A 24,710-nucleotide genomic window follows, 5' to 3' on the forward strand; every position below is an offset into this window, starting at 1 on the left:
CTCCATCTGAAGCTGCGATGAGAAACCTGCCTTTTTACCATGCGCCGGTGCTGCTGGCGGAGGTGGTGGCCATGCTGCAGCCTGCACCGGGCAAGCTATTTTTCGATGGCACCCTCGGTGGTGGCGGGCATTCGGAGGCGCTGCTCCAGCATGGGGCGCGGGTGGTGGCGATGGACCAGGATCTGAATGCGCTGAAACATGCCACTGAACGGCTGAAACCGTATGCGGCGCAGTTCTGTGCCTTGCGCGGTAACTTCCGCAACTTTCCGCAGATCGTCGATGAGACGGGGGTATCCGGTTTTGACGGGATGCTGGTGGATATTGGGGTGTCGAGCCATCAACTGGATGATGCGGCACGTGGTTTTTCTTTCATGAGAGACGGTCCGCTGGATCTGCGGATGGACACGGAATCTCCGCGTACGGCCGCAGACCTGGTGAACACCGAGGATGAGGCGGAACTCGTGCGCCTCTTCTTTGAATATGGCGAGGAGCCCAACGCCCGGCGCATTGCACGGGCGATCGTCAAAGCGCGTACTGCAAAGCCCATCCGCACGACCTTCCAGCTGGCCGAGATCGTCTCCATCGCGGCGCCGAAGCGTGGGAAGCGGCATCCGGCGACGCTGGTGTTTCAGGCGCTGCGCATCGCGGTGAATGATGAGCTGGCTGCGTTGCACGATTTTCTTGCCGCAGCGCCGCGCTGGCTGAAGCCCGGCGGCCGGCTGGCTGTTATTTCCTTTCACTCGCTGGAGGACCGCATCGTCAAACAGACGCTGCAGCACCTTTCAGCGCCGTTCATTGACCGGCCTGAGTGGCCTGAGGCGCGCAAAAACCCGGACTGCGTGCTGAAGCTGATCACGCGGAAGCCCGTGCAGGCCACGGAGCAAGAGATCGAACTGAACCCACGTGCGCGCAGCGCGGTGCTGCGCGTCGCCGAACGACTGCCCGAATGAAACCACGCCCGCGCAACCGCTACCGCAACAGCCTTGGTCTTTCCACGATCACGGCGATCTTGATTGTTGTCGCCTCGCTCGCGCTGGTGGGGCTGGGGATTGTGGTGAGCAAGAACCGGGTGCGTGCGATCGGCGAGGAGCAGCGCAAGGTGGAAGCCGAGATGCGGCTGCTGAATGCGGAGATTCTGGCCCTGAACAACCGCATTGAAACGATGCTGACCCGCGACCGAGTGCAGCCGCGCCTCACCAATGCGGGGACGCTGCTGCGGCCGATCACGAAGCACGGAATTCTTCTTCTCAAACCCCTGCCTGAGCCGGCGGCGAAAGTCGCGGCACCGGCTGCGGACCCGTCTGTCGCCCAAAACATGCCCAAGGCCCCGTGAGTCAGCCCCTGCCAAATCAAATCCAGCTCCGTCGGGACCGTCCGGTGTGCCGCCGCATGCTGCTGCTGCTGTTTGTGCTGCTGGCGGGTTTTTCGCTGGTGACGTGGCGGCTGGCGGTCATCCAGATCAAGGAATCGCCGCGTCTGGTGGTGCTGGCGGCGAGGAAATACCAGCGGCACATCGTGCTGCCTGCGCACCGTGGAGCCATCAAGGATCTGAGCGGCGAATACCTGGCGCATGATGAGGACGTGAAAGAGTTGTACACGGACCGCACGCATCTGCGTGAGGTGATCACGGTGCGGCATCAGCTGGCGGCGATCCGCGGAGTGAAGGTCGTGGAACTGCGTGAACAGCTGAGCGACGCGGAAACGATTGCCGCCTACCATGAGCATGTGGCCAAGGTGCTGGCGGGCATCCTGCCGCAGTCTGAGAAGGAAATCCGCAGCCAGATTGACTCAGACAAACCGGAAGTCGTCCTCGCGAAGCTGGTGGATGATGAAACGGCGAAGCAGTGGACCACTCTGTTCAAGGAAAAGCACATTTTCGGCATCTACACGCGCCCGATGGTGGCACGCCGTTTTCCGGCGCAGGATCGGCTCTCGCTGGTGCTGGGCGACACTGACGTCAGCAACAAAGGCCGCTGGGGGGTCGAAAAGCTCATGGATGCCAAGCTCACCGGGGTAGCCGGGGAGCAGTTGATCGAGCGTGACAAGTCGGGGCACGAGCTGCCCTCCTATCGCAGTCAAGTCATTGATCCACAGCATGGTAGCGATGCGCATCTCACCATCGACATGCAGCTGCAGGACAATGTCGAGGCGATTTGCGAGCGGGCCTGGAAGGCGCACAACGCCCGCCGGGTGGTGATCGTCGTCACGGAGCCCTCCACGGGTACTGTGCTGGCCATGGCGGCGCGTCCGCATCGTGATCTGAGCAACCCGGATGTCAGCACCTGGACCAATCACGTCATCGCGGAGCCTTATGAACCGGGCTCGATTTTCAAGGTGGTCACGCTGGCGGCGGGGCTCGACAATCACAAAATCTCGCCCGGCGAGAAGATCGACTGCGGCAACATGCATTACGAAGATCCGGTGCGGAAGGTGAAACTCAGTGATGACGAACCTTTGGGGATGCAAACAGTCAAGGGAGTGCTGGTGCATTCGAGCAACATCGGCATGTACAAAATCAGCAAACGTGTTGGACAGGACATGATGCTCGATTATGCCACAAGGTTTGGATTTGGTTCTCCCACCGGCATCGGTCTTCTCGGCGAAAAAGCCGGCTACCTCAATACCGGCAAGTGGAGCAACACCACCTATTCACGCATGCCTATTGGATATGAAGTATCAGTCACCCCGCTGCAGATGTGCATGGCCTATGGAGCCATTGCCAACGGCGGCGTGCTCATGAAGCCGCGGCTCATCGACCGCATCGTCAAGCCGAATGGCGACACCGAAATCATGCCGCCGCAGCCGGTCTGGCAGGTTTGCACGGCGAAGACCGCCGCCACCCTGCGCGATTTTCTGGAAGGCGTCGTCATCGAAGGCACCGGCAAGCGTGCGGCGCTGCCTGAGGTGCGCGTCGGGGGTAAAACGGGCACCACCCGCCGTTACGACCCTGAAAAGAGGCGCTACATTGACGGCTCCTACCTGACTTCGTTTGTCGGCATGGCTCCGATCGACAACCCCAAGCTGGTCTGCCTGGTGATGCTTGACGATCCGAAGGCCGAGAGTTCCGCCATGGTGCGTGGCGGCCGTGTTGCGGCCCCCATTTTTTCTGAAGTGGTGCGGGAGACGCTGGATCATCTGGCCATCCGCAACGAACGCCCCATAAAGGTGGCAGCTAAAGGAGGCGTTCAATGATACTTCGCGACATAATTCCCTATCTCGACAAGCCGGCGGTTTCCGGCAGTCTCGACACTGACATCACCGGCTTCGCGTACGACTCGCGTCTGGTCGGCCCGGGCATCGCCTTCGTGGCGATTCGTGGCACGCATGTGGATGGTCATTCCTTCATTGGCAAGGCGATCGAACTCGGCGCGGCGGCGATCATTGCCGAGCAGGCTCCGGCGGATGACTGCACGGTGCCGTGGGTGCATGTGCGGCAGTCGCGCATCGCTCTTGCGCAGGCTGCTGCGACGCTGAACGGCTTCCCGGCCAAGGGTCTCACCATTGCCGGCATCACAGGAACGAATGGCAAGACCACCACGGCGTTTCTGCTGCACCATCTGTTCAATTCCGCGCAGATGCGCAGCGGATTGCTGGGCACGGTATTTTACGAACTTGGCGACGGTGAGCACGTGCCTGCCTCACACACCACGCCCGAATCACTGGAAATCCAGGGACTGCTGGCAGGGATGCGCGGCAACGGCTGTCGCGCCTGCGTCATGGAGGTGTCCTCCCACGCGCTGGATCAGGACCGCATCCATGGCCTGCCGTTTGCGGCTGCGATTTTCACGAACCTGACGCAGGACCATCTGGACTACCATGGGACGATGGAGAAGTACTTCGAGGCCAAGGTGAAGCTGTTTCAAATCACTGCGGATTCATCGAAGCGCTCGGCCCTGATCATCAACGGTGACGACTCGTGGGGACGCAAACTTGTGCAGCGTTTCGAGCACACCGGCCGCGTTGTGCGGTTCGGGTTCGGGGTTGGTTGTGAGTACCGTGCCATCAATGTGCGCTACGACATGAACGGCACGACGTTTGAACTCGAAGCGAAAGGCCGCAGTTTCCTGGTGCGCCTGCCGCTCATCGGCGACTTCAATGTGTACAACGCGCTCGGTGCGCTTGCGGCGGCCCAGGGTGTCGGTTTGAACCTGCGGGAAGCCATCAAGAGCCTGCAGAACGCACCGCAGGTGCCGGGGCGCATGGAGCGGGTGTCCGAAAATTCACGCTTCCAGGTCTTCGTTGATTACGCGCATACGCCAGACGGTTTGGAGAATGCCCTGCGCACCGCGCGTGCGCTGCGTCCGCGCCGTTTGATCACGGTGTTTGGCTGCGGAGGCGACCGCGACCGCTCGAAGCGCCCGAAGATGGCCGCCGCGGCAGAAGCCGGCAGCGATATCTGCGTGCTGACCTCCGACAATCCGCGGACTGAAGATCCGCAGCAAATTTTGAACGATGCGAAGGCCGGCTTCGCCCGCCCGCAAAAACACGCCGTCATTATGGACCGCCGTGAGGCGATCCAGACTGCGCTGCAGAATGCGTGGGACGGCGATCTGGTGCTGATTGCAGGCAAGGGTCACGAGGACTACCAGGACATTCAGGGTAAAAAGCATCCATTCGATGATCGCAAAATCGCCCGCTACTTCCTTAACCAGCTCAAAGCTGAACGTGCTGCCGAGCGCGAAGAAAAAGAGGCTGAACGCGAGGCCATGCGTGGCGGGTTTGACCGCCCCGATCGACCTGGCCCTGACCGACCTGACAGATTCAATCGATGATTCCCATTTCACTCCAGACGCTCGCCCAGTTCGCCGCAGGGACCCTGCGCGGTGCTGGTGCGCGTCTGGTGACGAATGTGAACACCGACTCACGCAAGATCACCGCTGGAGAGGTCTTTGTGGCACTGGTGGGGGACAGATTTGATGCGCACGATTTCATCCCGCAGGTGGCGGCGGCCGGTGCGGCTGCCGTGGTGGTCAGCAGGATTGATCCAGCCTGGGGGGGACTGCCCTGCGCGGTGATCGAAACGGGAGACACCCTGCTGGCGCTGCAAAACATGGCGCGCGGCTACCGTGAGCATCATGCGCCGCTGATCATCGGCCTGACCGGCAGCAACGGCAAGACATCGACCAAGGACCTCACGGCGGTCATCATGGCGCGCAAATGCCAGACGCGTGCGACCTTTGGCAATCTGAACAATCACATCGGTCTGCCGCTGACGCTGCTTTCGCTGCGCGAAGGGGACCAATGCTGCGTGACGGAGATGGGCATGAACCATGCGGGTGAGATCAAAGTGCTCACAGACATCGCCAAACCGGATGCCGGGATCATCACGAACGTCGGCATGGCGCACATCGAATACATGGGCACGCAGGATGCGATCGCCTGGGAGAAGGGCACGCTGGCAGCGAATGTGCGCGCCGGCGGTGTGGTGGTGCTGAATGCAAATGACAAGTACAGCGCGGTCATCGCGCGTCACTGCCAGGGCAGTGTCTCGATGGCGGGTGTGGGCTGCGGCGATGTGGCGGCCTCCAATCTGCGCGCGGATGCGACCGGCACGACCTTCACGCTCGACTTTGGCGGTGAGAAGGTGGAAACGCGTCTGCCGATTCTCGGAGAGCACATGGTGGGCAATGCCGCGCTGGCAGCCTGCATGGGCTGGAGGCAGGGCATAGCGCCGGCGGACATCGCCGATGCGCTGAACCAGGCGAAACTCACTGGAGGGCGCGTGGAGCCGAAGGTGGTGAAAGGTGTCCAGTTCATTGATGATTCCTACAACGCAAATCCAGACAGCATGATCGCCGGATTGCGCACGCTCAGCACGCTGGGAAGCGGCACGAGCCGCCGGGTGGCGGTGCTGGGCCGCATGGGCGAGCTGGGGGCGATAGCGGAAGCGGAGCACCGCCGTGTGGGCGAGTTTGCCGGTTCGCTCAAGCTGGACGCTGTTTTCAGTGTGGGCGGCCACGAAGCCGCATGGATCACCGAAGCCTCGAAGGCCGTGGCATCCGAACATTTTTCCGATCAAGCCACCTGTGCCGCACGTCTGCGTGAGTGGTTGCGCGAAGGAGACGTGGTGCTGATCAAAGGCAGCCGCTCCGCGCGCATGGAACAGGTCCTTTCGCATTTTTCCGCCTCATGATGTACTGGCTTTACGAACTCAGGGAATGGCTCTTCGCTCATCAATGGATCAGCGATGACGCCGCTCTGTACAAGATTCTCAATCTCTTCAAGTACCACACGTTCCGCGCCGGTGGCGCCGCAGTCACGGCGTTTGTTCTCTCGCTGATGTATGGGGACCGCCTCATCCGCAAACTGATCTCGTTGAAGATCGGGCAGCCGATCCGCACCGCCGAAGAAGTGCACAAGCTGCATGAACTGCACGGCAAGAAGGCCGGCACGCCGACGATGGGGGGGCTGCTCATTCTCTCGGCGATTGTTATCTCGACGCTGATGTGGGCCAAGTGGGATAACATCATGGTGTGGACAGTGCTGTTTACCACCATCGGTCTCGGCGCCCTGGGCTTCCGGGATGACTACCTCAAGATCAGCAAGAAAAACTCGAAGGGCGTCAGCGCCCGGACCAAGCTGATCTGGCAGACTTCAGTGGCGGTGGTGGCGGGGCTGCTGTTTGCCTATGCGGTGCCGGGGGACAACGGAGTCACGCTGCGCGCGCTTTACATTCCGTTTGTGAAGGATGCGGTGATCTCTGACATGCACCTGTTTGCCGTGGCATTTTTTGCCATCATCATCGTGGGCGCGTCGAACGCGGTGAATCTGACGGACGGCCTGGACGGCCTGGCCACCGGCTGCTCGATCACCACCTCGCTGGCGTATGCCGCGTTTGGCTACATCTGCGGCAATGCGAAGTACTCCGATTATCTAGGAGTGGCGCACAACAGCCTGGCCAATGAACTGCCGATTGTGGCGATGGCGATGGCGGGCGCGTGCCTCGGCTTCCTCTGGTTCAATGCGCATCCGGCGAAGATGTTCATGGGAGACACGGGATCGCTGGCGCTGGGTGGCTGCATTGCGGCGCTGGCCATCGGCTGCAAGCAGGAGATCGTGCTGGCGCTTGTGGGCGGTGTGTTTGTGATGGAGGCCATGAGCGTCATTCTACAGGTGTGGAGCTTCAAGAAGCGCGGCAAGCGCATCTTCCGCATGGCTCCGATCCATCATCATTTTGAACTCGGCGGCTGGCATGAGAACCAGGTCATCGTGCGCTTCTGGGTGCTCTCGCTGCTCTTTGCCATGCTCGGTCTAGCCACGCTCAAGCTTCGATAAAACAACATGCGTTTCGCCTCACAACACTTCGCCATTCTCGGTGCTGGTCGCAGCGGCCTGGGTGCTGCGCGTCTGGCGCGCCTGCATGGTGCAGAAGTGACGATTTTTGATGAAGGCGACAAGGCGAAGCCGGTCGCAGATTTCCGCTGTGTGCTCGGCCAGGCGGCGCGTGATCTCGTGGTCAAGCAGGGCGAGTATCAGCAGGTGATCATCAGCCCCGGGCTGGATGAGCACTGGCCTTTGCCGAAAAAATTTACCGATGCCGGTGTGCCGCTGGTGGGTGAAACGGAGTTTGCCTTTCACCTGACGGACATGCCGCTGGTGGCGATCACCGGCACGAACGGCAAGAGCACCTGCACGGAGCTGATCGCGGCGCTGTTCAACGGCTGCGGCATGAAATCACTGCCCTGCGGCAATCATGGGGTGTCCTTGAGTGAAGTCGTCGCCAGCGGCGTAGGTTACGATGTGCTCGCGCTTGAGATTAGCAGCTTCCAGCTTGAAACGATCCGTGACTTCCGCGCACGGGCCAGTCTGTGGCTCAACTTTGCGCCGGATCATCTGGACCGGTATCCGGACATGGAGTCGTACTTTGCCGCGAAGGCGCGTGTGTTTGAAAACGTCACGGCGGACGATGTGGCCATCGTGCGCGCGGGTGAAAGCGTGTCCTCAGGGGCGGCGCAGCGCTGGACCTTTTCCGCCTACGGCGAGGAAGCGGGCTACACCTACAGCGCCGGCAGCTTTTATCACCTCGGCGAAGAGATCGGCAGTGCCGGCGGATTGAAGCTGCGTGGCAAACACAACATGGAGAACGTGCTGGCTGCGCTGATGACGGGCCGGGTGTTTGGGCTGCCGTATTCCAGCATGCTGAAGGCGATGGAGAGCTACGAGCCGCCGAGGCACCGCTGCGAACTGGTGCGGACACTGCACGACCGCGAATACATCAATGACTCCAAGGCGACGAACCTGCATGCGCTGGAAGCCTGCCTGCGTTCGCAGGAGCGCCCGATCGTGCTGATCGCCGGCGGCAAGGACAAGGAGCTGGACTACACGCCACTGCGCGCGGAGCTGAACGGCCAGGTGCGTGCGATGGTGCTCATCGGCGAGATTGCAGGACAATTGAAGGAGACCTTTGGCGATCTGCTGCCCTGCCAGTGCGCCGCCGACATGGCGGAGGCGGTGCGTCTGGCCACGGAAGTTTCGCAAGCGGGGGATGCGATCATCCTCAGCCCAGGCACCTCCTCTTTCGACATGTACACCGGCTATGCCCAGCGCGGTGATGTCTTCCGCGAGGCCGTGAACGCCTTGAATTGAATTTAAAGCCCCTCAATCCCGACAATCCCAGACCCCAAGGTCCTATGAAGATGAAACCCAAGCCCAAAGAAACCAAGCTGCTGCTGAACCTGATGGACGGTGAGCGGCACCGGCACCGAGTGGCGCTCGTGACGGAAGAGGGTGAATGGAACCAGCATGAGCCGAACTCAGGCATGGCGCGCATGTTTGTGGTCATGCTGCTGATCCACGTCGTTCTCATCGGCGGCATCATCATCTATGATTTCATGGGGGATGACGCGAAGCCGCAGCAGGCGGTGACGCAGGCGGCACGTGCGGTGAGCACTGGCAACGGACTGCCCATGGCCTCCCCGGAAGTCGTCACGGCGCAGGCGCAGGCGGCGGCGGACACGGAGCAGTTTGACAACTACGAGATGCGCTCGGGGGACTCGATCAAATCCATCGCCGCCAAGTTTGGCTCCACGGAAGCGGAGATCACGCGTCTGAACTTGATCGACAAGGGAATTCAGATTGGCCCAGGAACCATGCTGCGCGTGCCGAAGCAGGCCGTGCCGAGCGCGATTCCGGTGAATCCGAAGACGCTGAAGCCGATGGCGATCGTGGAAGATGTGCCCAAGGCTGTGCCCGTGGTCAAAGACCAGCCGCCGGCGACGAAAGTCCCCAGTGAGGCGGTGAAACCGTCTGAGGCACCGGCCAGCTTGTCTGCTGCCACCATGGTGCCTATTTCACTGGCGGCCCCGAATGAAGCCCCGCCTGCGACCCTCTCGCTGGTGGCTGATGCTGACACACCTGCCACGGCATCCGCGCCGCCTGCCAGCGCCGCCGTGGCGCTGCCACCGCCGACCAAGCCCAATGTCGTTTCGCTGCTGCAGGAAAACGCACCGAAGGTGGAAGCTGTGAGGCCGCGGGATCGGGATGAACCCAAGCCCGTGGCGAAAGCGGAAGCCAAGCCGCTGGTGAAGCCGAACCCCGTGCCGCCGCCCACGCAGATGCTGAAAAAGATCGCCGAGGCACCACCGGCAACGAAGAAGGCTGAGCCGACCAAGAAAGTGGCCGCTGACGCTCCGCCCAAAACGGCGGCCAAGACATCGTCTGCCCGCACCCATACGCTCAAGCCCGGCGAGACGCTGTACCGCCTGTCCACGAAGTACGGTGTCTCGGTGGCGGCGATTCAGAAGGCTAACAACATCAAGAATCCCAACTCCATGCGTGACGGGATGAAACTGGTGATCCCTGCGAAGTAACTTCTCGTTTCCGGCTACATGGCCAAATATTCCATCCTTCTGTTCCTGCTTGCGGCGCTGTCGTTGATCGCGCTGGGCATCACCATGCTGGCGAGCACGACGTTTCAAGTCGCGCATGAAGGCGGGGAGGATTACGTGACCCTGTGGCGGCAGCTCGGCTGGCTGGCAGCTGCGACAGTGGTGTGCGTGATCATGGCCGTGGTGGATTACAACGTGTGGATGCGCTGGCGCTGGCATATCTTGATCGCTGCTGCGGTGCTGCTTGCGCTGTGCTACGTGCCGATGATCGGTGTGAAGATCAACGGATCGAGGCGCTGGATCGGTCTGCAAGCCCTGGGCGTGGGCGGGTTTCGAGTGCAGCCGTCCGAATTTGCGAAGATCGCGCTGGTCATCGCTCTGGCTGGCTGGTTTGGGATGCATCAGGAGCTGACGCGCACTTTTTTGCGTGGTTTTGTGCTGCCTGGGCTGATTTTGCTGGGCATCGTGGCCTTGATCGGGTGCGAATTTGACCTTGGCAGTGCTTTGCTGGCCTCGGCGGTGGGGCTCGGTGTGATGTTTGTGGCGGGCACCAAGATGCGCTACCTGGCGATCATCGTTGTCCTCTGCGGCGGCGGACTCGCAGCGGGGGTCAAGTTTCTGCCGAACCGGTTTGAGCGAATCATGGTGACCTTTGACCTGGAAAATCACAAGGAGGACCTGGGTTTGCAGCAGTGGGTGTCCAAGCTGGCGTTTGGCTCCGGCGGGCTGGAAGGACGGGGGCTGGGGGAAGGGCGCATGAAGCTCTCCTACCTGCCTGAGGCCCATACCGACTTCATTTTCCCGATGGTCGGGGAGGAGCTGGGCCTGCGCGGGACGGCGGCGGTGGTGCTGGCGTTTGCGGTGCTGGTGATGGCCGGAATGGTCGTTTCGGCGTATGCGCCGAACCGGTTTGGCAAGCTTTTAGGGGCAGGACTGACATTTTTGCTGGGAATGGAAGCGCTCTTGAACATGGGCGTGACCACTGCTTTGCTGCCGAACAAGGGATTGCCGCTGCCTTTCGTAAGTTACGGAGGGTCCAGTCTCGTTGCCGCGATGGTCGCGGTCGGCATCCTGATCAACATCCACCGCCAGGGCGTGCATCTGACCTGGGATCAGCTCCCCGTGATCCGCAGAAAGCGCCGCTGGACTCCACAGCTTTAGCCTTTTGAATCTTAGTGAAACAGAAAAATTCGAAGTCCATCCACGTGCTTATCGCGTGCGGTGGCACCGGGGGGCATTTGTTCCCTGGGATTGCCGTTGGTGAGGTGCTGGCCTCCCGAGGTCACGACGTGACTTTGCTGATCAGCGAAAAGAAGATCGACACCCTGGCCGCCTCGGGGCACCCGGAATTGCGGTTCGAGAAGATGCCGTTTTTAGCAATGCCGAAACCGTGGTCGCCCAAAATGTTCGGCTTCCTCAAGGGACTCTGGAAAGGGACCAAGGCCTGCCGGAAGATCATCCGGGACCACGATGTGGACGTGGTGCTGGGCATGGGCGGATTCACGTCCTTTGCGCCGCTGTATGCCGGGCGCAAAGAGGGCTGCCACACGCTGATTCACGAAAGCAACGCCATCCCCGGAAAGGCGAACCGGCTGAACGCACGCTTCAGCGACATCGTGCTGTGCGGCCTCGAAGCCTGCAAGGAGCACTTCCCGAAGCATGGGGATGTGCGCGTGGTGGGAACGCCGATCCGCAGCAGCATGCGCAAGCCGAACAACGACGACCCACGTGCCTTCTTCAAGCTGGACAAGGACAGGCGCACGCTGCTTGTCATGGGCGGCAGCCAGGGTGCGCGCGGCGTGAACCGTGCCGTGGGCATGGCGCTGGAAGAGTTTGAGAGAATGGGCATCCAGGTGCTGCACATCGCCGGACCGACTGATTACGAGGAGGTGAGGAACGTGTACGCCAAGATTCCGATGCTCAAGCAGCACGTGGCGGCGTTTTGCCACCGGATGGATCTGGCCTACCGCGCGGCGGATCTGGCGATTGCACGTTCGGGGGCTTCATCGATGTCTGAGCTGGCGTACTTTGGCGTGCCGAGCCTGCTGGTGCCGTATCCGCATGCGGCGGAAGACCATCAGACGCGCAATGCGGAGATCTTTGACAAGGCGGGGGCGGCGAGACTGATGCGTGAGAGCGAGCTGAATGCGGACACGCTGGCGGACGCTGTGCGTGGAATCCTCAGTGACCCGCGCAAGGCTGGTGAGATGAAGAAGGCAGCGCAGAAACTCGCGGTGAAGAATTCGGCGGAGAAGATCGCGGATCTGCTGGTGAAGACGGCGGTTGAGTGAGGCGTTGACGGGGCTTTACTGAGTCGCGGCGGCGCTCCATTCGTCGAGCTTTTGCTTCAGCAGTTCTTTGGACGGCAGGTAGAGATTGTACTCCTTGGCGTGGATGTTCGCGCCTTTGGGAAGGGTGAGTTCGATGACGGTCTTTTTGGCGGACTTGCAGAGCAGGAGACCGATGGTGGGGTTTTCCTCCGGGAGCTTCACCTCGCGGTCGTAGTAGTTCACATACATCTGCATCTGCCCGAGGTCCTGATGCGTGAGCTTGTCGAGCTTGAGGTCGATGATGACATAGCAGCGGAGGAGGCGGTTGTAGAAGACGAGATCGACGAAATAGTGATCTTCATCGAAGGTAAAGCGCTTCTGGCGGGCCTCGAAAAGGAAGCCTTTGCCGAGTTCGAGCAGGAAGTGTTCAAGGCGGTTGATGATGGCCTGCTCCAGATCGCTTTCGGAGTAGCTGGCCTTGTCGTCGAGACCGAGGAATTCGAGGACGAAGGGCTCTTTGAGCAGGTCCTCCGGACGGACGATGACCTGGCCTTCGCGGGCGAGCTTGCGGATGCCTTCCTTGTCCCGGCTGAGGGCGAGGCGCTCGTAGAGGCAGGAGGCTTTCTGGCGCTTGAGTTCGGGAACCGACCAGCCGGAGTTGGTGGCTTCGATCTCGTAGAAGCTGCGTTCGTCGGGGTCTTTGACGGTGAGGAGGACTTGATAGTGGGTCCAGCTCAGGGTGAAGGGAAATTTCCGAACAGGCTGTTCGGAAATTGATGTTTCTGCCAATTTGCCAATAGGCTGCTTAAGATTTCCGAATAGGCTATTCGGAAATTCGGCGATCCGGTCTTTCCACGTCAGAAAGAACCGTCGCATGTTCGACAAATTGTCCTCTGAAAAGCCTCTGCCAAACTCCTCCGTCAGGCGTGTGGAAAGCTCCTTGAGCAGCTCCGCGCCATACGCGGCGCGCTTCGCACCCTTCTGCTCATGCTCCACAATGCGGCGGCCAATTTCGAAGTTGGTCATCACCTGGAAGGTGTCCACGATGGTGGAGATGCCGCGGCGGGCGCTTTGGATAAGCTGCCGGACTTCGGTGAGGAGAGGGGGGAGGCTGGCTGGCTTCGCCTGGGCCGGAGCGCTGGTTTTGCGATTGGCGGACGGCTTTTTCATGAGGCGGAGGAGGTGGACTCTGGCGAGGTGTCGCAGATGGCTGATTTTGTCAAATCATGGGCGTTGGTGGTTTCAGGGATGATCCGTGTTTGAAACAGAGGGCGGAATCGTTATGTATCTGCCCCCTCAACCCCAACCTGACTTTTTATGAATCTGACACGAACAGCCTACGGCACCTGGAGCGGCGGACGCTTCATGCACTACGGAGAACAGCTCTCCGAGGAGCATTACATGCAGCTGATGCGCGATTCGTTTGCCAAAGGCGTGCGCACGTTTGTCACGGCGGATGTGTATGGCGTGGGCCGTGCGGATGCCTTGCTGGGGGAGGCGCTGAAGGGCATCCCGCGTGAGGAATACTGCCTCGTGGGCATCGTGGGCCATGACATTTATGAGGGCATCCGGCAGGGGTCACGGGGCTACCCGCGTTTTACCGATCCGACGCTGCGCGGGCCGGAGAAGTATTACGACTACCTCAAAATGGCGACGGAGAAGAGCCTGGAGCGCTGCCAGACCTCGAAGTTTGACCTGCTGATGCTGCACAATCCGGACAGCATCAGCTACACCAGCGAAAAGGTGTGGGATGCGTTCACGGCGCTGAAGACGGACGGACTGACGGACCGGCTGGGCATCGCGCCGGGACCGGCGAACGGTTTCACGCTGGACATGATCGAGTGCTTTGAGCGGTTTGGTGACCGCATGGACTGGGCGATGATCATTTTGAATCCGTTTGAGCCCTGGCCGGGCCAGCATGTGCTGGGAGCGGCGGCGAAGAACAACGTGGATATTCTGGCGCGAGTGGTGGATTACGGCGGTCTGTTTCACGACGATGTGAAGCCGGGGCACAAGTTCCGCGATGGCGACCACCGCACGCATCGTCCGGGTGACTGGATCGAGCACGGGGTGGAGAAGTTGGAGAAGGTGCGTCCTTTTGCGGAGAAGCATGGGCTGACCATGCTGCAGCTCGCGTGTTTGTGGACTTTGGGCAACACGGCGGTGAAGAGCGTGGTGCCGACCCTGATTCAGGAGCACGGTGAGGGTGCGCGCACGATCGAGAGCAAGCTGGATGATCTGGCCGCTTTGCCGGAGCAATGCCTGTCGACCGAGGAGATCGAAGCGATCCGTCAGATCGGTGACAACACGGGCTGCATGGCGCTCAAGGGAGCCAGCCACCGCCATGAAGGGCAGGAACCGCGTGCGGATGAATGGCCGCTGCGCCCGGATCTGCTGGATCTTGCGACACGCTGGAGTTTGGGAACAAGCTGGTAGTGCATTTGCATGTTGAAGGTTCCGCGACGAAAGAGTCACCACAATTCATGATTGAGGCAGACTTTATCATCGTCGGAACCGGGGCAGGCGGGCTGGTCTCGGCCTTGCATGCCGCTGAGCATGGCAAGGTGGTCATGATCACCAAGCGCGGTGCGCTGGACTCGAACTCGAACTGGGCGCAGGGCGGCATCGCCTGCGTGACGGCGGAGAACGACTCCATCGAGAAGCACGTGAGCGACACGCTCATCGCGGGGGCGGGCTTGTGCAAAGAGTCTGCCGTGCGCACGATCGTGAGCGAAGGGCCGGCACGCATCGCTGATCTGGTGAAGTGGGGTGTGCATTTTGACCAGCGTGAGGCGGTGGACGGGCATCTAGAGTTTGACCTGACCCGGGAAGGCGGCCATACCGCGCGCCGTGTGCTGCATGCGGCGGATGCGACTGGGCGGGAGATCACGGAGAAGCTGCTCGCAGCCGTGCGTGCGAACCCGAACATCACGATCTACGAGAATCATTACGCCATCGACATTCTGACGACGGCGAAGCTTGGACTTGTCTCTGAGGACCGGGTGCTGGGGCTGTATGTGCTGGATGAGACCAGCGGGGAAGTGCACACCTTCCGCTCGGATCGAGTGATCCTTGCCACAGGCGGGTGTGGGCGCGTGTATTTGTACACCACGAATCCAATGGTGGCGACGGGTGATGGGGTGGCCATGGCCTGGCGCGCCGGGGCGACGATTTCGGACATGGAGTTCATCCAGTTTCATCCGACGTGCCTCTACCATCCGCAGAAGCGTTCCTTCCTGATCAGCGAAGCGATGCGGGGGGAAGGGGCGCGTTTGATTGGCAAAGACGGGCAGGAATTCATGCAGCGCTATGATCCGCGTGGATCGCTGGCGCCGCGTGACATCGTTGCAAGGGCGATTGACCATGAGATCAAGAAGACGGGCGGCCCGTGTGTGTATCTCGACATCAGTCATCGGCCGCCTGAATTCATTGCGAGCCACTTTCCGAACATTCAGAAGGCCTGCCTGGATGTGGGCATCGACATCACCAAGGAGCCGATTCCGGTGGTGCCTGCTGCTCATTATCAATGCGGTGGCGTGCTGACGGACGTGAACGGGGCGACGAGCATTCGCGGACTTTGTGCCGTGGGCGAGGTGGGCTGCACCGGGCTGCACGGGGCGAACCGGCTGGCGAGCAATTCGCTGCTGGAGTGCTGCGTCACCGCACAGCGTGCCGTGGCGTATTTGATCAAAAAGATTCCGCAGGGAAAAGTCGCCGAGCAGAGCTACGAACTGCGCCCCTGGCAGACCAGCGGTGTGGTGGAAAACGACGAACTGGTGGTGATCTACCACAACTGGGACGAAATCCGGCGTTTGATGTGGGATTACGTCTCGATCGTGCGGACCAACAAGCGGCTGCAGCGCGCGGCGGCACGGCTGCGCAACCTTAAGCGGGAGGTGCAGGAGTTTTACTGGAACAACCACGTCACCAGCGAAATCCTGGAACTGCGCAACCTGGTGGAAACGGCGTCCCTCATCGTGGAATGCGCGATTCGCCGGCACGAAAGCCGCGGCCTGCACTACACGCTGGACTATCCGCAGACGGATGACACGCGAGCGCCGCAGGATTCCACGTTGCGGCGTTATTGATTTTATTGCTGGTGAGGCTGTTTCGAATGGTAGGCGTGCCAACCGGTATTTTGAACAGAGCAGGCGCTGATTTGTCGATGATTTAGCGCCGTTGCTTGCGGGTGAAGGTCGCTTTTCCCCGCTGGCCGCTGCGCCTTACATGGTGAATTACAGATTGCAGTTTACCATGGTAAGCTGTTACAATTCTCGCAATTAGGCCCCACCCCCATGCTCGCTGAACGCTCACTCAGTTCATTCGTCGTCGTCGCGTCACTCGTGGCGGCGGTGTCGGCGTTTGGTCAGGGGGCGTCCTCGGTTTCAGCCACAGGCGCTGCTGCGGCGTTGAAAAAAGCGGGGACTGCTCCGACTGCCCAAAGCAAACCCGCCGCGTTTACGCAGACTCAATCATCGCCTCCGCGCAACATTTCCGCGACGGTGCCCAGCTTCAGTTCGTCCTCGATGCCGCATCTGGGATACGCGCGCTATCCGTGGAAGCTGGACATCGTGGCCACGGTGTTCTGGGTGGGCGAGCAGCCGACGGAAAACAATCCCACGCCCAACGACAAAAGCTCCTGGGACACGCAGTGGATGCAAAACTTCGGCGGCTACGATGATCCTGATCCCACAAAGCGGACGGACAATTACACGCCCATAGGATTCACGCCGAAGCAGAACCCGTTTTATGTGGCGCTGCCCTACAATGACTGCATCGATTACAACTCGCACAAGCCGGAGGCCTCCCGGGTGATCCCCTGGTTCAAGCAGAAGTTTGTGCGTTCCGGCAAGACGGTGCTGAAAGGGCAGTGGATCGCGATTCGCTACGGCAACCGCGTGTGCTATGCGCAGTGGGAGGACTGCGGCCCGTTTGTGACGGATGACCATGATTACGTTTTCGGCAACGCACGCCCCAAGAACACAAGCAACCGCGGTGCGGGGATCGACATCTCGCCCGGAGTGCGTGACTACCTCGGCATCTCCAGCAGCGGGCGCTGCGACTGGCGTTTTGTGGATGTGAGCGAGGTGCCCGCCGGCCCATGGAGAAACCTTGGCAGCAACAATCATTTTGTGACGCAGCAGAAGGTGGAAAAGGCGCGTGAGCACACGGAAATTTCGTCCCGGCTTGAGGAGCTTCGGCGCATGCGCGACGCCTACTTTCAGCAGAACGGGACCGGGGCTGCGCGGTGAGGGGTGGGTTCGGGACGATACCTCTCCACCAGAGCGCTGGTCGGCTGCATGTTATGGGCGTTGCCCTGCGATGATGGACGGGCGGGCTGTCGCCACACCCATCCTACGACGCCGCATGCCTGACTTATTGAGGGGGAGTTTGGAAGTCGAGCTGGCCGTTTTTGAAGATGTAGGGGAGGGATGCGCCGGGCTTGGTGGTGAGCTGGCTGGCGGGTCTGGCCTCGACGGTGCGGCCGGGGCCGGTCTGCGGCTGGTTGGTGCAGTCCTGCACGTAGATGGTGGCATTGAGCGGTGATTTGGCCGGCAGCTTTTCTTCGGCGGGGGCGAAGGTGCATTTTTCGAAGACGCAGTTGCGGGTGGCGAGGGCAAAGCTCTCGGGTACGCGGCAATTGATGAAGCGGCAGTTTTGGATGATGAGCCAGTCTTTGGTCAACTCGGTGCTGGCATCCTCCCGGAAGACGATGGGGCCCAGATCGAGGTCGAGCAGCGTGCAGGAGTCGAGCTTCATGCCCACGTCGCTCACTCTCCAGCCCTGCATGAAGGAGCCGTCGAGAACGCAGTTGGTGAACTGCCATTTGCTGCTGAAGTAGGCGGTTCCCCAGGGGCCTTCCTTGGCGAAGAGGCAGTCCTGAAAAAGGCTGTCTCGTGTCTCGAAGCTGCCGCCGAGGTCGGCGGTGATTTTCACATCGCGGAAATGGCCGCCAGCGGCTTGCCAGGAGCCTTCGCGCAGGTGGAAGCGGACGTTTTCGATGCGCATGCCGGGGAGGCTTGTCACATCGGCGCGCTGCTCGTCGTAATTGGCTCGCGGGTCTTTTTTCCCCGGTGCCCCGATGTCGATGCGGCGCAGGGGGCGGTATGTGCCCGCAGGGATCGTGAGCCTGCCTGTCCATTCGGCTTTGGTGAGAAACAGGTCCCGCATTGAGGGATTGCTGGAGATCTGGTCTTCGACCGTTTGGAGGTCCAGCGTCTTCACCTTGGCGGATTTGATGGTGACGACATGGTTCAGCGGGAATATTTCCAGCGGGTTGTCCACCTTGGAGTAGTCGCCAAAGTGGAGGAGGCGACGTTTTCCATCGACACTGATGCTCTGCATGTGCGGCATGATGCGCCACTGGATGGTGACAAAGGTGTCTTCGGGGATGCGCCCCATGCCGGGCACATGGCGGGCGCCGCCGGGATCACCATCCATGCGGAGCTCGTCCTGGTTTTTTTCCCAGTTGAAAATCACCTGCTTGGCGGTGCAGGCCAGGCGCAGATCATCCTTGTGAGTTTTCACCACGAGGGTGAACTCCACGGGCGGTGTGAACTTCTCCGCGGAAACGAAGCGGTCGTTTTTTTGCAGAACCATTTCCTGGCCTCCCGGCAGGAGTTCCTTGGCCTCACTGAGCAGAGCGGCGCGTTCGCGGGAGAGACTGGCGATCCGAGCATCGGCGAGTCTGGCGTCATCCAGCTTTGCGGCCTGGGTCCATTCCGCCTGCACGGCCTTCAGTACTTCCTCGTACTTCAGGAAGAGGGTGATGATGCCGTTGTTAAGGGTGGTTTCGATGGGGCGCAGGCTGGTGCGGTAGGTGGAGCGGAGGGTTTTCAGCGGTGCGGGTAGGTTTGGCGCATCCTCTGCAGGGAGTGGGCTGTGGCTTTTGATGAGCTGCTGTTCCTCACGTAGGGCAAGCGCTTCCGGCAGGCGTGCCGCCGCGGTCTCGGCTGACAGCGCACGATCCAGAGCGGCGAGGTACTTGGTGTTCAAGTCGTCCAGCGCGGTGCGGTGAATCGCCAGCACGTCACGCTCCAGCGCCGCACGGAAGCTGGCATCCAGTTCGCGCAGGCGTTTTGCGCCCGCGCTTTCGACCACGGGTTGAGGCGCAGGGACCGGCGCGGGTGCGGGTGCTTTCGATGGAACGCCATCCCATTCGAGGAGGAAGGCACGGATGGCATAGTCGGGGCCCAAGCCCCATTCTGCTTTGTCACTGGACCTTGCGGTTATCTTCAGAGCGAAGGTTTTCTCCGGTTCGGATGCAGAGACGCTGGCATCCTCCCAGCGGGTGAACTCAAAGGGTTCGCCTGTGAGCCATTTCCAAACGCCCTTTTCGCGCAGGCCGCCGATGGTTGCCATGGATTGTGGAACCTGTTTCAAAAAGGGAGGCAGCACGCGGTTCATCCAGTCCTGCTCAGCCTGACTGTTGATCGTGGCCAGATGGGCACCGAGGCTTTGCGCATGCTTTTGGGCGTTGGACTGGTTCATCCGTTCGCCCACGACCTGATAGTGGTGGCCGTTGTAGCTCAGCACTGGAAGCCTGGACAAGGGGCTGCCCTTGGGGGCATTGGGATCGGTGCGCACGACGACCGGTGCGGGGGCCGTAGTGTTCTGTGGCGTCTGATTGGAGGGTGGTGTGGGAGGCTTCTGTTTGGCGGGTTCGGTCTGAGCGACTTCGGATGCCGGTGGAGCCGGAGGCGGCTCCCCACGCCGCATGAGAAGCACGGCCGCCACGCTGACGACGATGACGGCGGCGGCGATCATGCCCCATGGGATGCCTGGGGGCGGCGGGGGCGGGAGAGGCTGGCGCGGCAGCATGCCGCCGGCTGGCGCCTGACGGGCTGGCTTTTCCTTGGCGACGGGGACGGTGAGGATCTGATCGAGATCACGGCGCAGTTCGCGAGAGGACTGATAGCGTCTGGAGACATCCTGCTCCATCGCTTTGCGGATGATGGCGTCGTAGCGGGTGTCACAGCCCATTTTCTCGCTGGGCATTTGGAAATTGCCGCGCGGGATTTTGCCGGTGAGCATGTTGTAGAGCATCACGCCGACGGCATAGAGATCGGCGCGGCCATCGACCTGCATGCCGATGATCAGCACCTCGGGGGCGACGTAGTCCGGGGTGCCCATGGTGGTGCCTTCCTGGGTGAGGCTGCCGTTTTGTCCAGGATCGTGCATGCGTGCCAGCCCGAAGTCGGCCACCTTTACGGCGCCTTCCATGTTGATGAGGATGTTCGCCGGTTTGATGTCGCGGTGAACGACGCCGTGCTCATGCGCATAAGCCAGGGCGTCGCAGACATGGGCGGTGATGGCCAGCGCGTGATCGACCGGCAGTTTGCCCTGAGACTGGATCATCCTGGCCACGTCCGTGCCGTCGATGTACTCCATGACGATGTAGAGGAGTTCATCGCGGGTTTCGCCGAAATCGTAGACGGCCACGATGGCGGGATGGTTCATCTTGGCCATCGTGCGCGCCTCGTTCTTGAAGCGTTCGATGTACTCCGCCTCGTCCTCCGCCACCTGGGGTGGCAGGACTTTGATGGCCACGAGGCGGTCAAGCGAAATCTGGCGTGCTTTATACACGGCACCCATGCCACCGCAGCCGATCATCTCCCACCGATCATACTGAGGCAGCATGGCCTGCAGATGCTCTGGTGATGGCGGTGTCCATGCCATGGCTCCGTCATGTGGAGGTTTCTCATTCATGCCCTGTAAAAAAGATTATTAGCGGCGGAGCGTAGCCTTCGGCTCCAAGAATGGGAACTGGAAAATCAAACGAGTCCGCGGCGAACCAGAGATTCCTCCATGGCGCGATCGATCAGCATCACGGCCAGTGATTGCGTGGCTTCATCCAGCAACTGGGTGGCGGCTTTGAGGGCCTTGGCGTCATGATCCGTGGCGGCAAGCAGGACGCGCACGGTGGCGGCCTGACTGACCACGGCAGATTTTTCTTCAGCGCTGATGGCGTCGGCGAGTTGATCCAGCGCGGCATCGACGGCGGGGAGGAGCTCTTCCGCCTTGAGTTTTGCTTCGGTCCAGATGCGTTCGTTCATGTCCTCGAAGGCAAAATCGACGCTCTCGGAGATCATCTGCTCCACGCGTTCGTCTTCGACATCGACGGCGGTGCCGCTGATCTGGAGGGTGGTGTCCTGATGGGTGGCGGTGTCGCGGGCGAGCACGTGGAGGATGCCGTCTGCATCAATGCTGAACTGCACGCCGACGCGGGCGCTGCCTTTGGGGCCGGAGGGGAAGGGGACTTCGATGCGGCCGAGCTCCCAGTTGTCCTTGGCGAGTTCGCGTTCGCCCTGGAGGATGCGGATGAGCATGCTGTCCTGATTGGCCACGGCATTGGTGAACATCTCGCCCGCTTTGGCGGGGATCGTGGTGTTGCGGGGGATGATGATGTTCATCAAGCCGCCGAAGGTTTCGATGCCGAGCGAGAGCGGGGTGACATCGAGGAGGAGGACCTGGCGCAGGCTGCCGCCGAGGATGCCTGCCTGAATGGTGGCACCGAGGGCGATGGCTTCGTCCGGGTTCTGTGAGGTGTTGGGTTCGCGGCCGAAGATTTCGCGCACGTAGTCGCGCACCAGTGGCATGCGGGTGCTGCCCCCCACGAGGATGACTTCATCGAGCTGTTCGGCTTTCACGCCGGCATCGCTCAAGGCGCGCAGGCAGTGAATGCGGGTGCGCTCAATCCACGGGCGGGCGATTTTTTCGAGATCGGCGCGGGTGATGTCGAGTCCGTTGAAGCTGGCTGTGTCATCGGTGGACAGGCGCTTTTTGACGGCTTCAGATGCTTCGAGGACGCGGATGTCGTGGGGGGGCAGATTCAATTTCTGCGCGATGAATTCGGCGAGGAGGCGGTCGATGTCATCGCCACCGAGCTGGGTGTCTCCGGCGGTGGAGAGGACCTGGAAGGTGCCGTCGTGCATTTCGAGGACGGAGATGTCGAAGGTGCCGCCACCGAGGTCATAGACGGCGATCTTTTGATGCTCGGAAAGCTTGTCGAGACCGTAGGCGAGTGCGGCGGCGGTGGGCTCGCTGAGGATGCGGAGGACTTCGAGACCGGCGAGTTCACCTGCGCGCTTGGTGGCGTTGCGCTGGGCGTCGTTGAAGTAAGCGGGAACGGTGATGACGGCCTGAGAAACGGATTGTTCGAGCGCGTGTTCGGCGACGGCTTTGAGGTGTTTGAGGATCTCTGCAGAAACTTCGACGGGAGAAGTTTTCAGTTCGCTGAGAGAATAAGGGGGCGTCCATCCGGCTTCGCCGGGGCGGCGGCCGATGAGGCGTTTGACCGAGGTGATGGTGCGCGTGGGATGCAGGGCGCGCTGGCGCAAGGCCACGGCTCCGACCGAGATGCTGCCGTCTTGAGCGATGCACACGGCGCTGGGGGTGCTGCGACTGCCGTTTTCATCGGCGAGGAGGATGGGGAAGCCGCTGTCAACGACACCGACGAGGGAGTTCGTGGTGCCGAGATCGATGCCGAGGATGGGGGAGTTTGGATTCAACGTTTCGAGAGGTTCACACGGGTGGGCTTGCTAAACACTGCGCTTCGGCCAAAATCAAATCATGGAATCACTGACCCAAGGACTGATCGCGGAAACTCATCTTAACGAAGCTCAGATTGCAGATGCTGCTGCGCAGCTGGTGGATGCTGCGGTGACAGCGGCGGATAAGGCGAATTTTCTGCGGGCGCTGGCCCACAAGGGCGAGACGCCGGCGGAGATCGCGATGTTTGTGAAGGAGTTTTTGAAGCTGGCGGTGGATCCGGGGATTGACCGTGCGAAGCTGCCGGGGCCGATGCTGGATGTGGTGGGAACGGGCGGAGACCAGCTGCATTTGTTCAATGTGTCGAGCACGGCGATGTTCATTCTGGCGGCGGGCGGTGTGTGTGTGACGAAGCACGGCAACCGTGGGATCACCTCGAAGGCGGGTGGTGCGGATGTGCTGGAGGCGCTGGGCATCAAGATCGACCTGCCGAAGGAAAAGGTGGTGGCGGGGATCGAGAGCATTGGGCTGGGGTTCTTCTTTGCGCCGCTGTATCACCCGACTTTCAAGGCGGTGGCGGAGGCGCGCAAGCTGCTCGCGGCGGAGGGTCAGCGCTCCATTTTCAATGTGCTGGGGCCGCTGCTGAATCCGGGGCGGCCGGACTACCAGCTCATCGGTGTGTTTGACCCGAAGCTGACGGGAGCGTTTGGCGAGATTCTGGTGCAGCTCGGCCGCAAAGGGGCGTGGGTGGTGCACGGAAGCGCGGCAGACGGGCAGGGGATGGATGAACTTTCGACGCTGGGGGTGAATGAGGTGTGTCAGGTCGCGGAGGGGAAACTGAGCGAGATGCGGATTGATCCGAAGGATCTCGGATTTGGCCCAGCGGCGCTCGAAGATCTGGTGGGCGGTGATGCGACTGAGAACGCGGCGATTCTGGAAGGCGTGCTGGCAGGAACGATCAAGGGGGCCAAGCGTGACATCGCGGTGCTGAATGCGGCGGCGGGTTTTGTGATCACGGGAATGGCGGGGGATCTGATGGCCGGCAAAGCGCTGGCCGAAGAGCTGCTGGAGCGTGGCGCGGCCCATGCCAAGCTGCGGGCGATGCAGGATTTGATCTAAGGTCATTTTCCCGCACGACAGGAGGATGGAAGATGTTAAGGTGTCCTGAATATTTATTCTTCCGGTCATGCCTGATCCCAGCGAAGTGCTCCAATACGCGCAGAAGGTGCCTCACAGCATGTGGGCCACCATCGCGATTGTCGGCTTCATTGCGTTCGCGGCGGGGCTGGCGTTTGCGAGGGGGGTGGTGCAGCAGATCATCAATGTGCTGACCCTGGCGGCGTGTGCGTGGGCGGCCTGGTATGTGTTCATGCACCGGGTGCAGATTTTTGGAGCGGCAGGAATGCACCTGACCACGAACCGGCTGATCGTGATGTCCGGGGTTGCGGCTGTGTTGATGTTTGGTCTGTGCAAGGTGGGGAAGTACTTTCTGGCGGCCTTTGGACTGATGCGACTGCTGGGGGGGCTGAGTGGGTGGAAGGGGCTGATCATCAGCATTATTCCCTCCGGAGGGCTGCTGTGGCTGGGCAGCATGGTGCTGCGCATGGTGGGCAGCCTGTACGGCATGGAGAACGCGGCGGAGATCGTCAAAAAAGGCGGGTCGATCGAGAGCCAGGCCAAGTCCGTTTTTTACACCCTGAGCCAGAAGATCGACAACAGCATCATCGGTGGGCTGGCGAAGAAGCTGGACCCGTATGACATCAAGCCGACGGCGAATCTGGCCCGGCTGCTGATTCTGTGGCCCGAGGGGACGATGTGGCAGCGACTGGCGGAGCAAAGCCCAGCCACGGCCAACGCGCTGAACCATCCGCTCATCGTCCAGCTCGGCTATGATCCGGAGGTGCGGAAGGCCATCGAGAACAAAGACTTCGCGGGGCTGATGCAGATGCCGAAGATTGAGAAAGTGGCCAACCACCCCGACCTGCAGCCGATCCTGGGAGGCATGGCGCTGGAGCAGGCGATGGACTCCGTGGTGTATCACCAGCCAGCAGCGCCGCAGCCGGTGAGGATGAACTGAGGCATGTGGTGCGTTCACTGTTGAACCGGTCAGGTCCTGTAGATA

At 61.1% G+C, this 24,710-nt stretch carries 18 protein-coding genes; 15 read left to right on the forward strand and 3 right to left on the reverse strand.

The window, feature by feature from the left end:
* Positions 1–17 precede the first annotated feature (17 nt).
* From rsmH to murG, 10 genes are read left to right on the forward strand one after another with little or no spacing between them, the layout of a single operon-like run.
* A complete protein-coding gene (gene rsmH / locus ACILSL_RS14285; protein ID WP_395732717.1) occupies positions 18–950 on the forward strand; it encodes a 16S rRNA (cytosine(1402)-N(4))-methyltransferase RsmH in 933 nt (310 codons plus the stop codon).
* Entirely contained in the window at positions 947–1,333 is a 387-nt protein-coding gene (locus tag ACILSL_RS14290; RefSeq protein WP_395732718.1) for a hypothetical protein, read from the forward strand. The genes rsmH and ACILSL_RS14290 overlap by 4 nt, the downstream gene beginning before the upstream one ends.
* Positions 1,330–3,192, forward strand: a complete 1,863-nt coding sequence (locus tag ACILSL_RS14295; RefSeq protein WP_395732719.1) for a peptidoglycan D,D-transpeptidase FtsI family protein — start codon at positions 1,330–1,332, stop codon at positions 3,190–3,192. Before ACILSL_RS14290 ends, ACILSL_RS14295 begins: the two co-directional genes overlap by 4 nt.
* Complete coding sequence (locus tag ACILSL_RS14300) at positions 3,189–4,772, forward strand: UDP-N-acetylmuramoyl-L-alanyl-D-glutamate--2,6-diaminopimelate ligase (RefSeq protein WP_395732720.1); 1,584 nt, start codon at positions 3,189–3,191, stop codon at positions 4,770–4,772. The genes ACILSL_RS14295 and ACILSL_RS14300 overlap by 4 nt, the downstream gene beginning before the upstream one ends.
* Positions 4,769–6,133 carry a UDP-N-acetylmuramoyl-tripeptide--D-alanyl-D-alanine ligase gene (murF, locus tag ACILSL_RS14305; RefSeq protein WP_395732721.1) on the forward strand — a complete coding sequence of 455 codons (1,365 nt, stop codon included), beginning with the start codon at positions 4,769–4,771 and terminating at the stop codon, positions 6,131–6,133. The genes ACILSL_RS14300 and murF overlap by 4 nt, the downstream gene beginning before the upstream one ends.
* Positions 6,130–7,275, forward strand: coding sequence for a phospho-N-acetylmuramoyl-pentapeptide-transferase (mraY, locus tag ACILSL_RS14310; protein WP_395732722.1), 1,146 nt, complete (start codon positions 6,130–6,132; stop codon positions 7,273–7,275). Before murF ends, mraY begins: the two co-directional genes overlap by 4 nt.
* A 6-nt stretch (positions 7,276–7,281) precedes the next feature.
* Positions 7,282–8,586: a UDP-N-acetylmuramoyl-L-alanine--D-glutamate ligase gene (gene murD / locus ACILSL_RS14315; RefSeq protein WP_395732723.1), complete on the forward strand. Its 1,305-nt coding sequence runs from the start codon at positions 7,282–7,284 to the stop codon at positions 8,584–8,586.
* A gap of 50 nt (positions 8,587–8,636) precedes the next feature.
* Complete coding sequence (locus tag ACILSL_RS14320; RefSeq protein WP_395732724.1) at positions 8,637–9,809, forward strand: LysM peptidoglycan-binding domain-containing protein; 1,173 nt, start codon at positions 8,637–8,639, stop codon at positions 9,807–9,809.
* An 18-nt stretch (positions 9,810–9,827) separates the two neighbouring features.
* Positions 9,828–10,988: an FtsW/RodA/SpoVE family cell cycle protein gene (locus ACILSL_RS14325; RefSeq protein ID WP_395732725.1), complete on the forward strand. Its 1,161-nt coding sequence runs from the start codon at positions 9,828–9,830 to the stop codon at positions 10,986–10,988.
* Between the two features lie 14 nt (positions 10,989–11,002).
* On the forward strand, positions 11,003–12,118 hold the full coding sequence (gene murG / locus ACILSL_RS14330; RefSeq protein ID WP_395732726.1) for an undecaprenyldiphospho-muramoylpentapeptide beta-N-acetylglucosaminyltransferase: 1,116 nt from the start codon (positions 11,003–11,005) through the stop codon (positions 12,116–12,118).
* 15 nt (positions 12,119–12,133) lie between these two features.
* Here the strand turns inward: murG and ACILSL_RS14335 are convergent, their stop codons facing one another.
* The gene (locus tag ACILSL_RS14335; protein ID WP_395732727.1) at positions 12,134–13,267 is read right to left on the reverse strand and encodes a YhcG family protein; all 1,134 of its coding nucleotides are present in this window, start codon (positions 13,265–13,267) and stop codon (positions 12,134–12,136) included.
* 147 nt (positions 13,268–13,414) lie between these two features.
* Here ACILSL_RS14335 and ACILSL_RS14340 point away from each other — a divergent pair, with 147 nt between their 5' ends.
* The 3 genes from ACILSL_RS14340 (at position 13,415) to ACILSL_RS14350 (ending at position 17,349) form a co-directional block, all read left to right on the forward strand.
* Positions 13,415–14,533 (forward strand): aldo/keto reductase, encoded by a 1,119-nt coding sequence (locus tag ACILSL_RS14340; RefSeq protein ID WP_395732728.1) that lies wholly within the window; start codon positions 13,415–13,417, stop codon positions 14,531–14,533.
* A 47-nt stretch (positions 14,534–14,580) separates the two neighbouring features.
* Positions 14,581–16,185 (forward strand): L-aspartate oxidase, encoded by a 1,605-nt coding sequence (gene nadB, locus ACILSL_RS14345; RefSeq protein WP_395732729.1) that lies wholly within the window; start codon positions 14,581–14,583, stop codon positions 16,183–16,185.
* A 207-nt stretch (positions 16,186–16,392) separates the two neighbouring features.
* A complete protein-coding gene (locus tag ACILSL_RS14350) occupies positions 16,393–17,349 on the forward strand; it encodes a hypothetical protein (protein ID WP_395732730.1) in 957 nt (318 codons plus the stop codon).
* A gap of 124 nt (positions 17,350–17,473) precedes the next feature.
* Here ACILSL_RS14350 and ACILSL_RS14355 read toward each other — a convergent pair whose 3' ends face one another.
* Together ACILSL_RS14355 and ACILSL_RS14360 are read right to left on the reverse strand one after the other, a co-directional pair.
* Positions 17,474–20,806, reverse strand: a complete 3,333-nt coding sequence (locus ACILSL_RS14355; protein WP_395732731.1) for a protein kinase domain-containing protein — start codon at positions 20,804–20,806, stop codon at positions 17,474–17,476.
* 65 nt (positions 20,807–20,871) lie between these two features.
* Positions 20,872–22,608, reverse strand: coding sequence for an Hsp70 family protein (locus ACILSL_RS14360; RefSeq protein ID WP_395732732.1), 1,737 nt, complete (start codon positions 22,606–22,608; stop codon positions 20,872–20,874).
* Positions 22,609–22,669: 61 nt separating this feature from the next.
* Here ACILSL_RS14360 and trpD point away from each other — a divergent pair, with 61 nt between their 5' ends.
* Positions 22,670–23,707 carry an anthranilate phosphoribosyltransferase gene (gene trpD / locus ACILSL_RS14365; RefSeq protein WP_395732733.1) on the forward strand — a complete coding sequence of 346 codons (1,038 nt, stop codon included), beginning with the start codon at positions 22,670–22,672 and terminating at the stop codon, positions 23,705–23,707.
* A gap of 67 nt (positions 23,708–23,774) precedes the next feature.
* Complete coding sequence (locus tag ACILSL_RS14370; protein WP_395732734.1) at positions 23,775–24,665, forward strand: hypothetical protein; 891 nt, start codon at positions 23,775–23,777, stop codon at positions 24,663–24,665.
* The last annotated feature ends 45 nt before the right edge of the window (positions 24,666–24,710 follow it).

It is taken from the genome of Prosthecobacter sp. (assembly GCF_044222345.1).
Classification (GTDB): domain Bacteria; phylum Verrucomicrobiota; class Verrucomicrobiia; order Verrucomicrobiales; family Verrucomicrobiaceae; genus Prosthecobacter.

Excerpts from the sequence above, each read along its gene's own strand:
- murD (WP_395732723.1), top strand. The coding sequence starts at position 7,282 with ATGCGTTTCGCCTCACAACACTTCGCCATTCTCGGTGCTGGTCGCAGC.
- ACILSL_RS14320 (WP_395732724.1), top strand. The coding sequence starts at position 8,637 with ATGAAACCCAAGCCCAAAGAAACCAAGCTGCTGCTGAACCTGATGGAC.
- ACILSL_RS14290 (WP_395732718.1), top strand. The coding sequence starts at position 947 with ATGAAACCACGCCCGCGCAACCGCTACCGCAACAGCCTTGGTCTTTCC.
- ACILSL_RS14300 (WP_395732720.1), top strand. The coding sequence starts at position 3,189 with ATGATACTTCGCGACATAATTCCCTATCTCGACAAGCCGGCGGTTTCC.
- ACILSL_RS14340 (WP_395732728.1), top strand. The coding sequence starts at position 13,415 with ATGAATCTGACACGAACAGCCTACGGCACCTGGAGCGGCGGACGCTTC.
- mraY (WP_395732722.1), top strand. The coding sequence starts at position 6,130 with ATGATGTACTGGCTTTACGAACTCAGGGAATGGCTCTTCGCTCATCAA.
- ACILSL_RS14335 (WP_395732727.1), bottom strand. The coding sequence starts at position 13,267 with ATGAAAAAGCCGTCCGCCAATCGCAAAACCAGCGCTCCGGCCCAGGCG.
- rsmH (WP_395732717.1), top strand. The coding sequence starts at position 18 with ATGAGAAACCTGCCTTTTTACCATGCGCCGGTGCTGCTGGCGGAGGTG.
- ACILSL_RS14325 (WP_395732725.1), top strand. The coding sequence starts at position 9,828 with ATGGCCAAATATTCCATCCTTCTGTTCCTGCTTGCGGCGCTGTCGTTG.
- ACILSL_RS14370 (WP_395732734.1), top strand. The coding sequence starts at position 23,775 with ATGCCTGATCCCAGCGAAGTGCTCCAATACGCGCAGAAGGTGCCTCAC.
- murF (WP_395732721.1), top strand. The coding sequence starts at position 4,769 with ATGATTCCCATTTCACTCCAGACGCTCGCCCAGTTCGCCGCAGGGACC.
- ACILSL_RS14355 (WP_395732731.1), bottom strand. The coding sequence starts at position 20,806 with ATGAATGAGAAACCTCCACATGACGGAGCCATGGCATGGACACCGCCA.
- nadB (WP_395732729.1), top strand. The coding sequence starts at position 14,581 with ATGATTGAGGCAGACTTTATCATCGTCGGAACCGGGGCAGGCGGGCTG.
- trpD (WP_395732733.1), top strand. The coding sequence starts at position 22,670 with ATGGAATCACTGACCCAAGGACTGATCGCGGAAACTCATCTTAACGAA.
- ACILSL_RS14350 (WP_395732730.1), top strand. The coding sequence starts at position 16,393 with ATGCTCGCTGAACGCTCACTCAGTTCATTCGTCGTCGTCGCGTCACTC.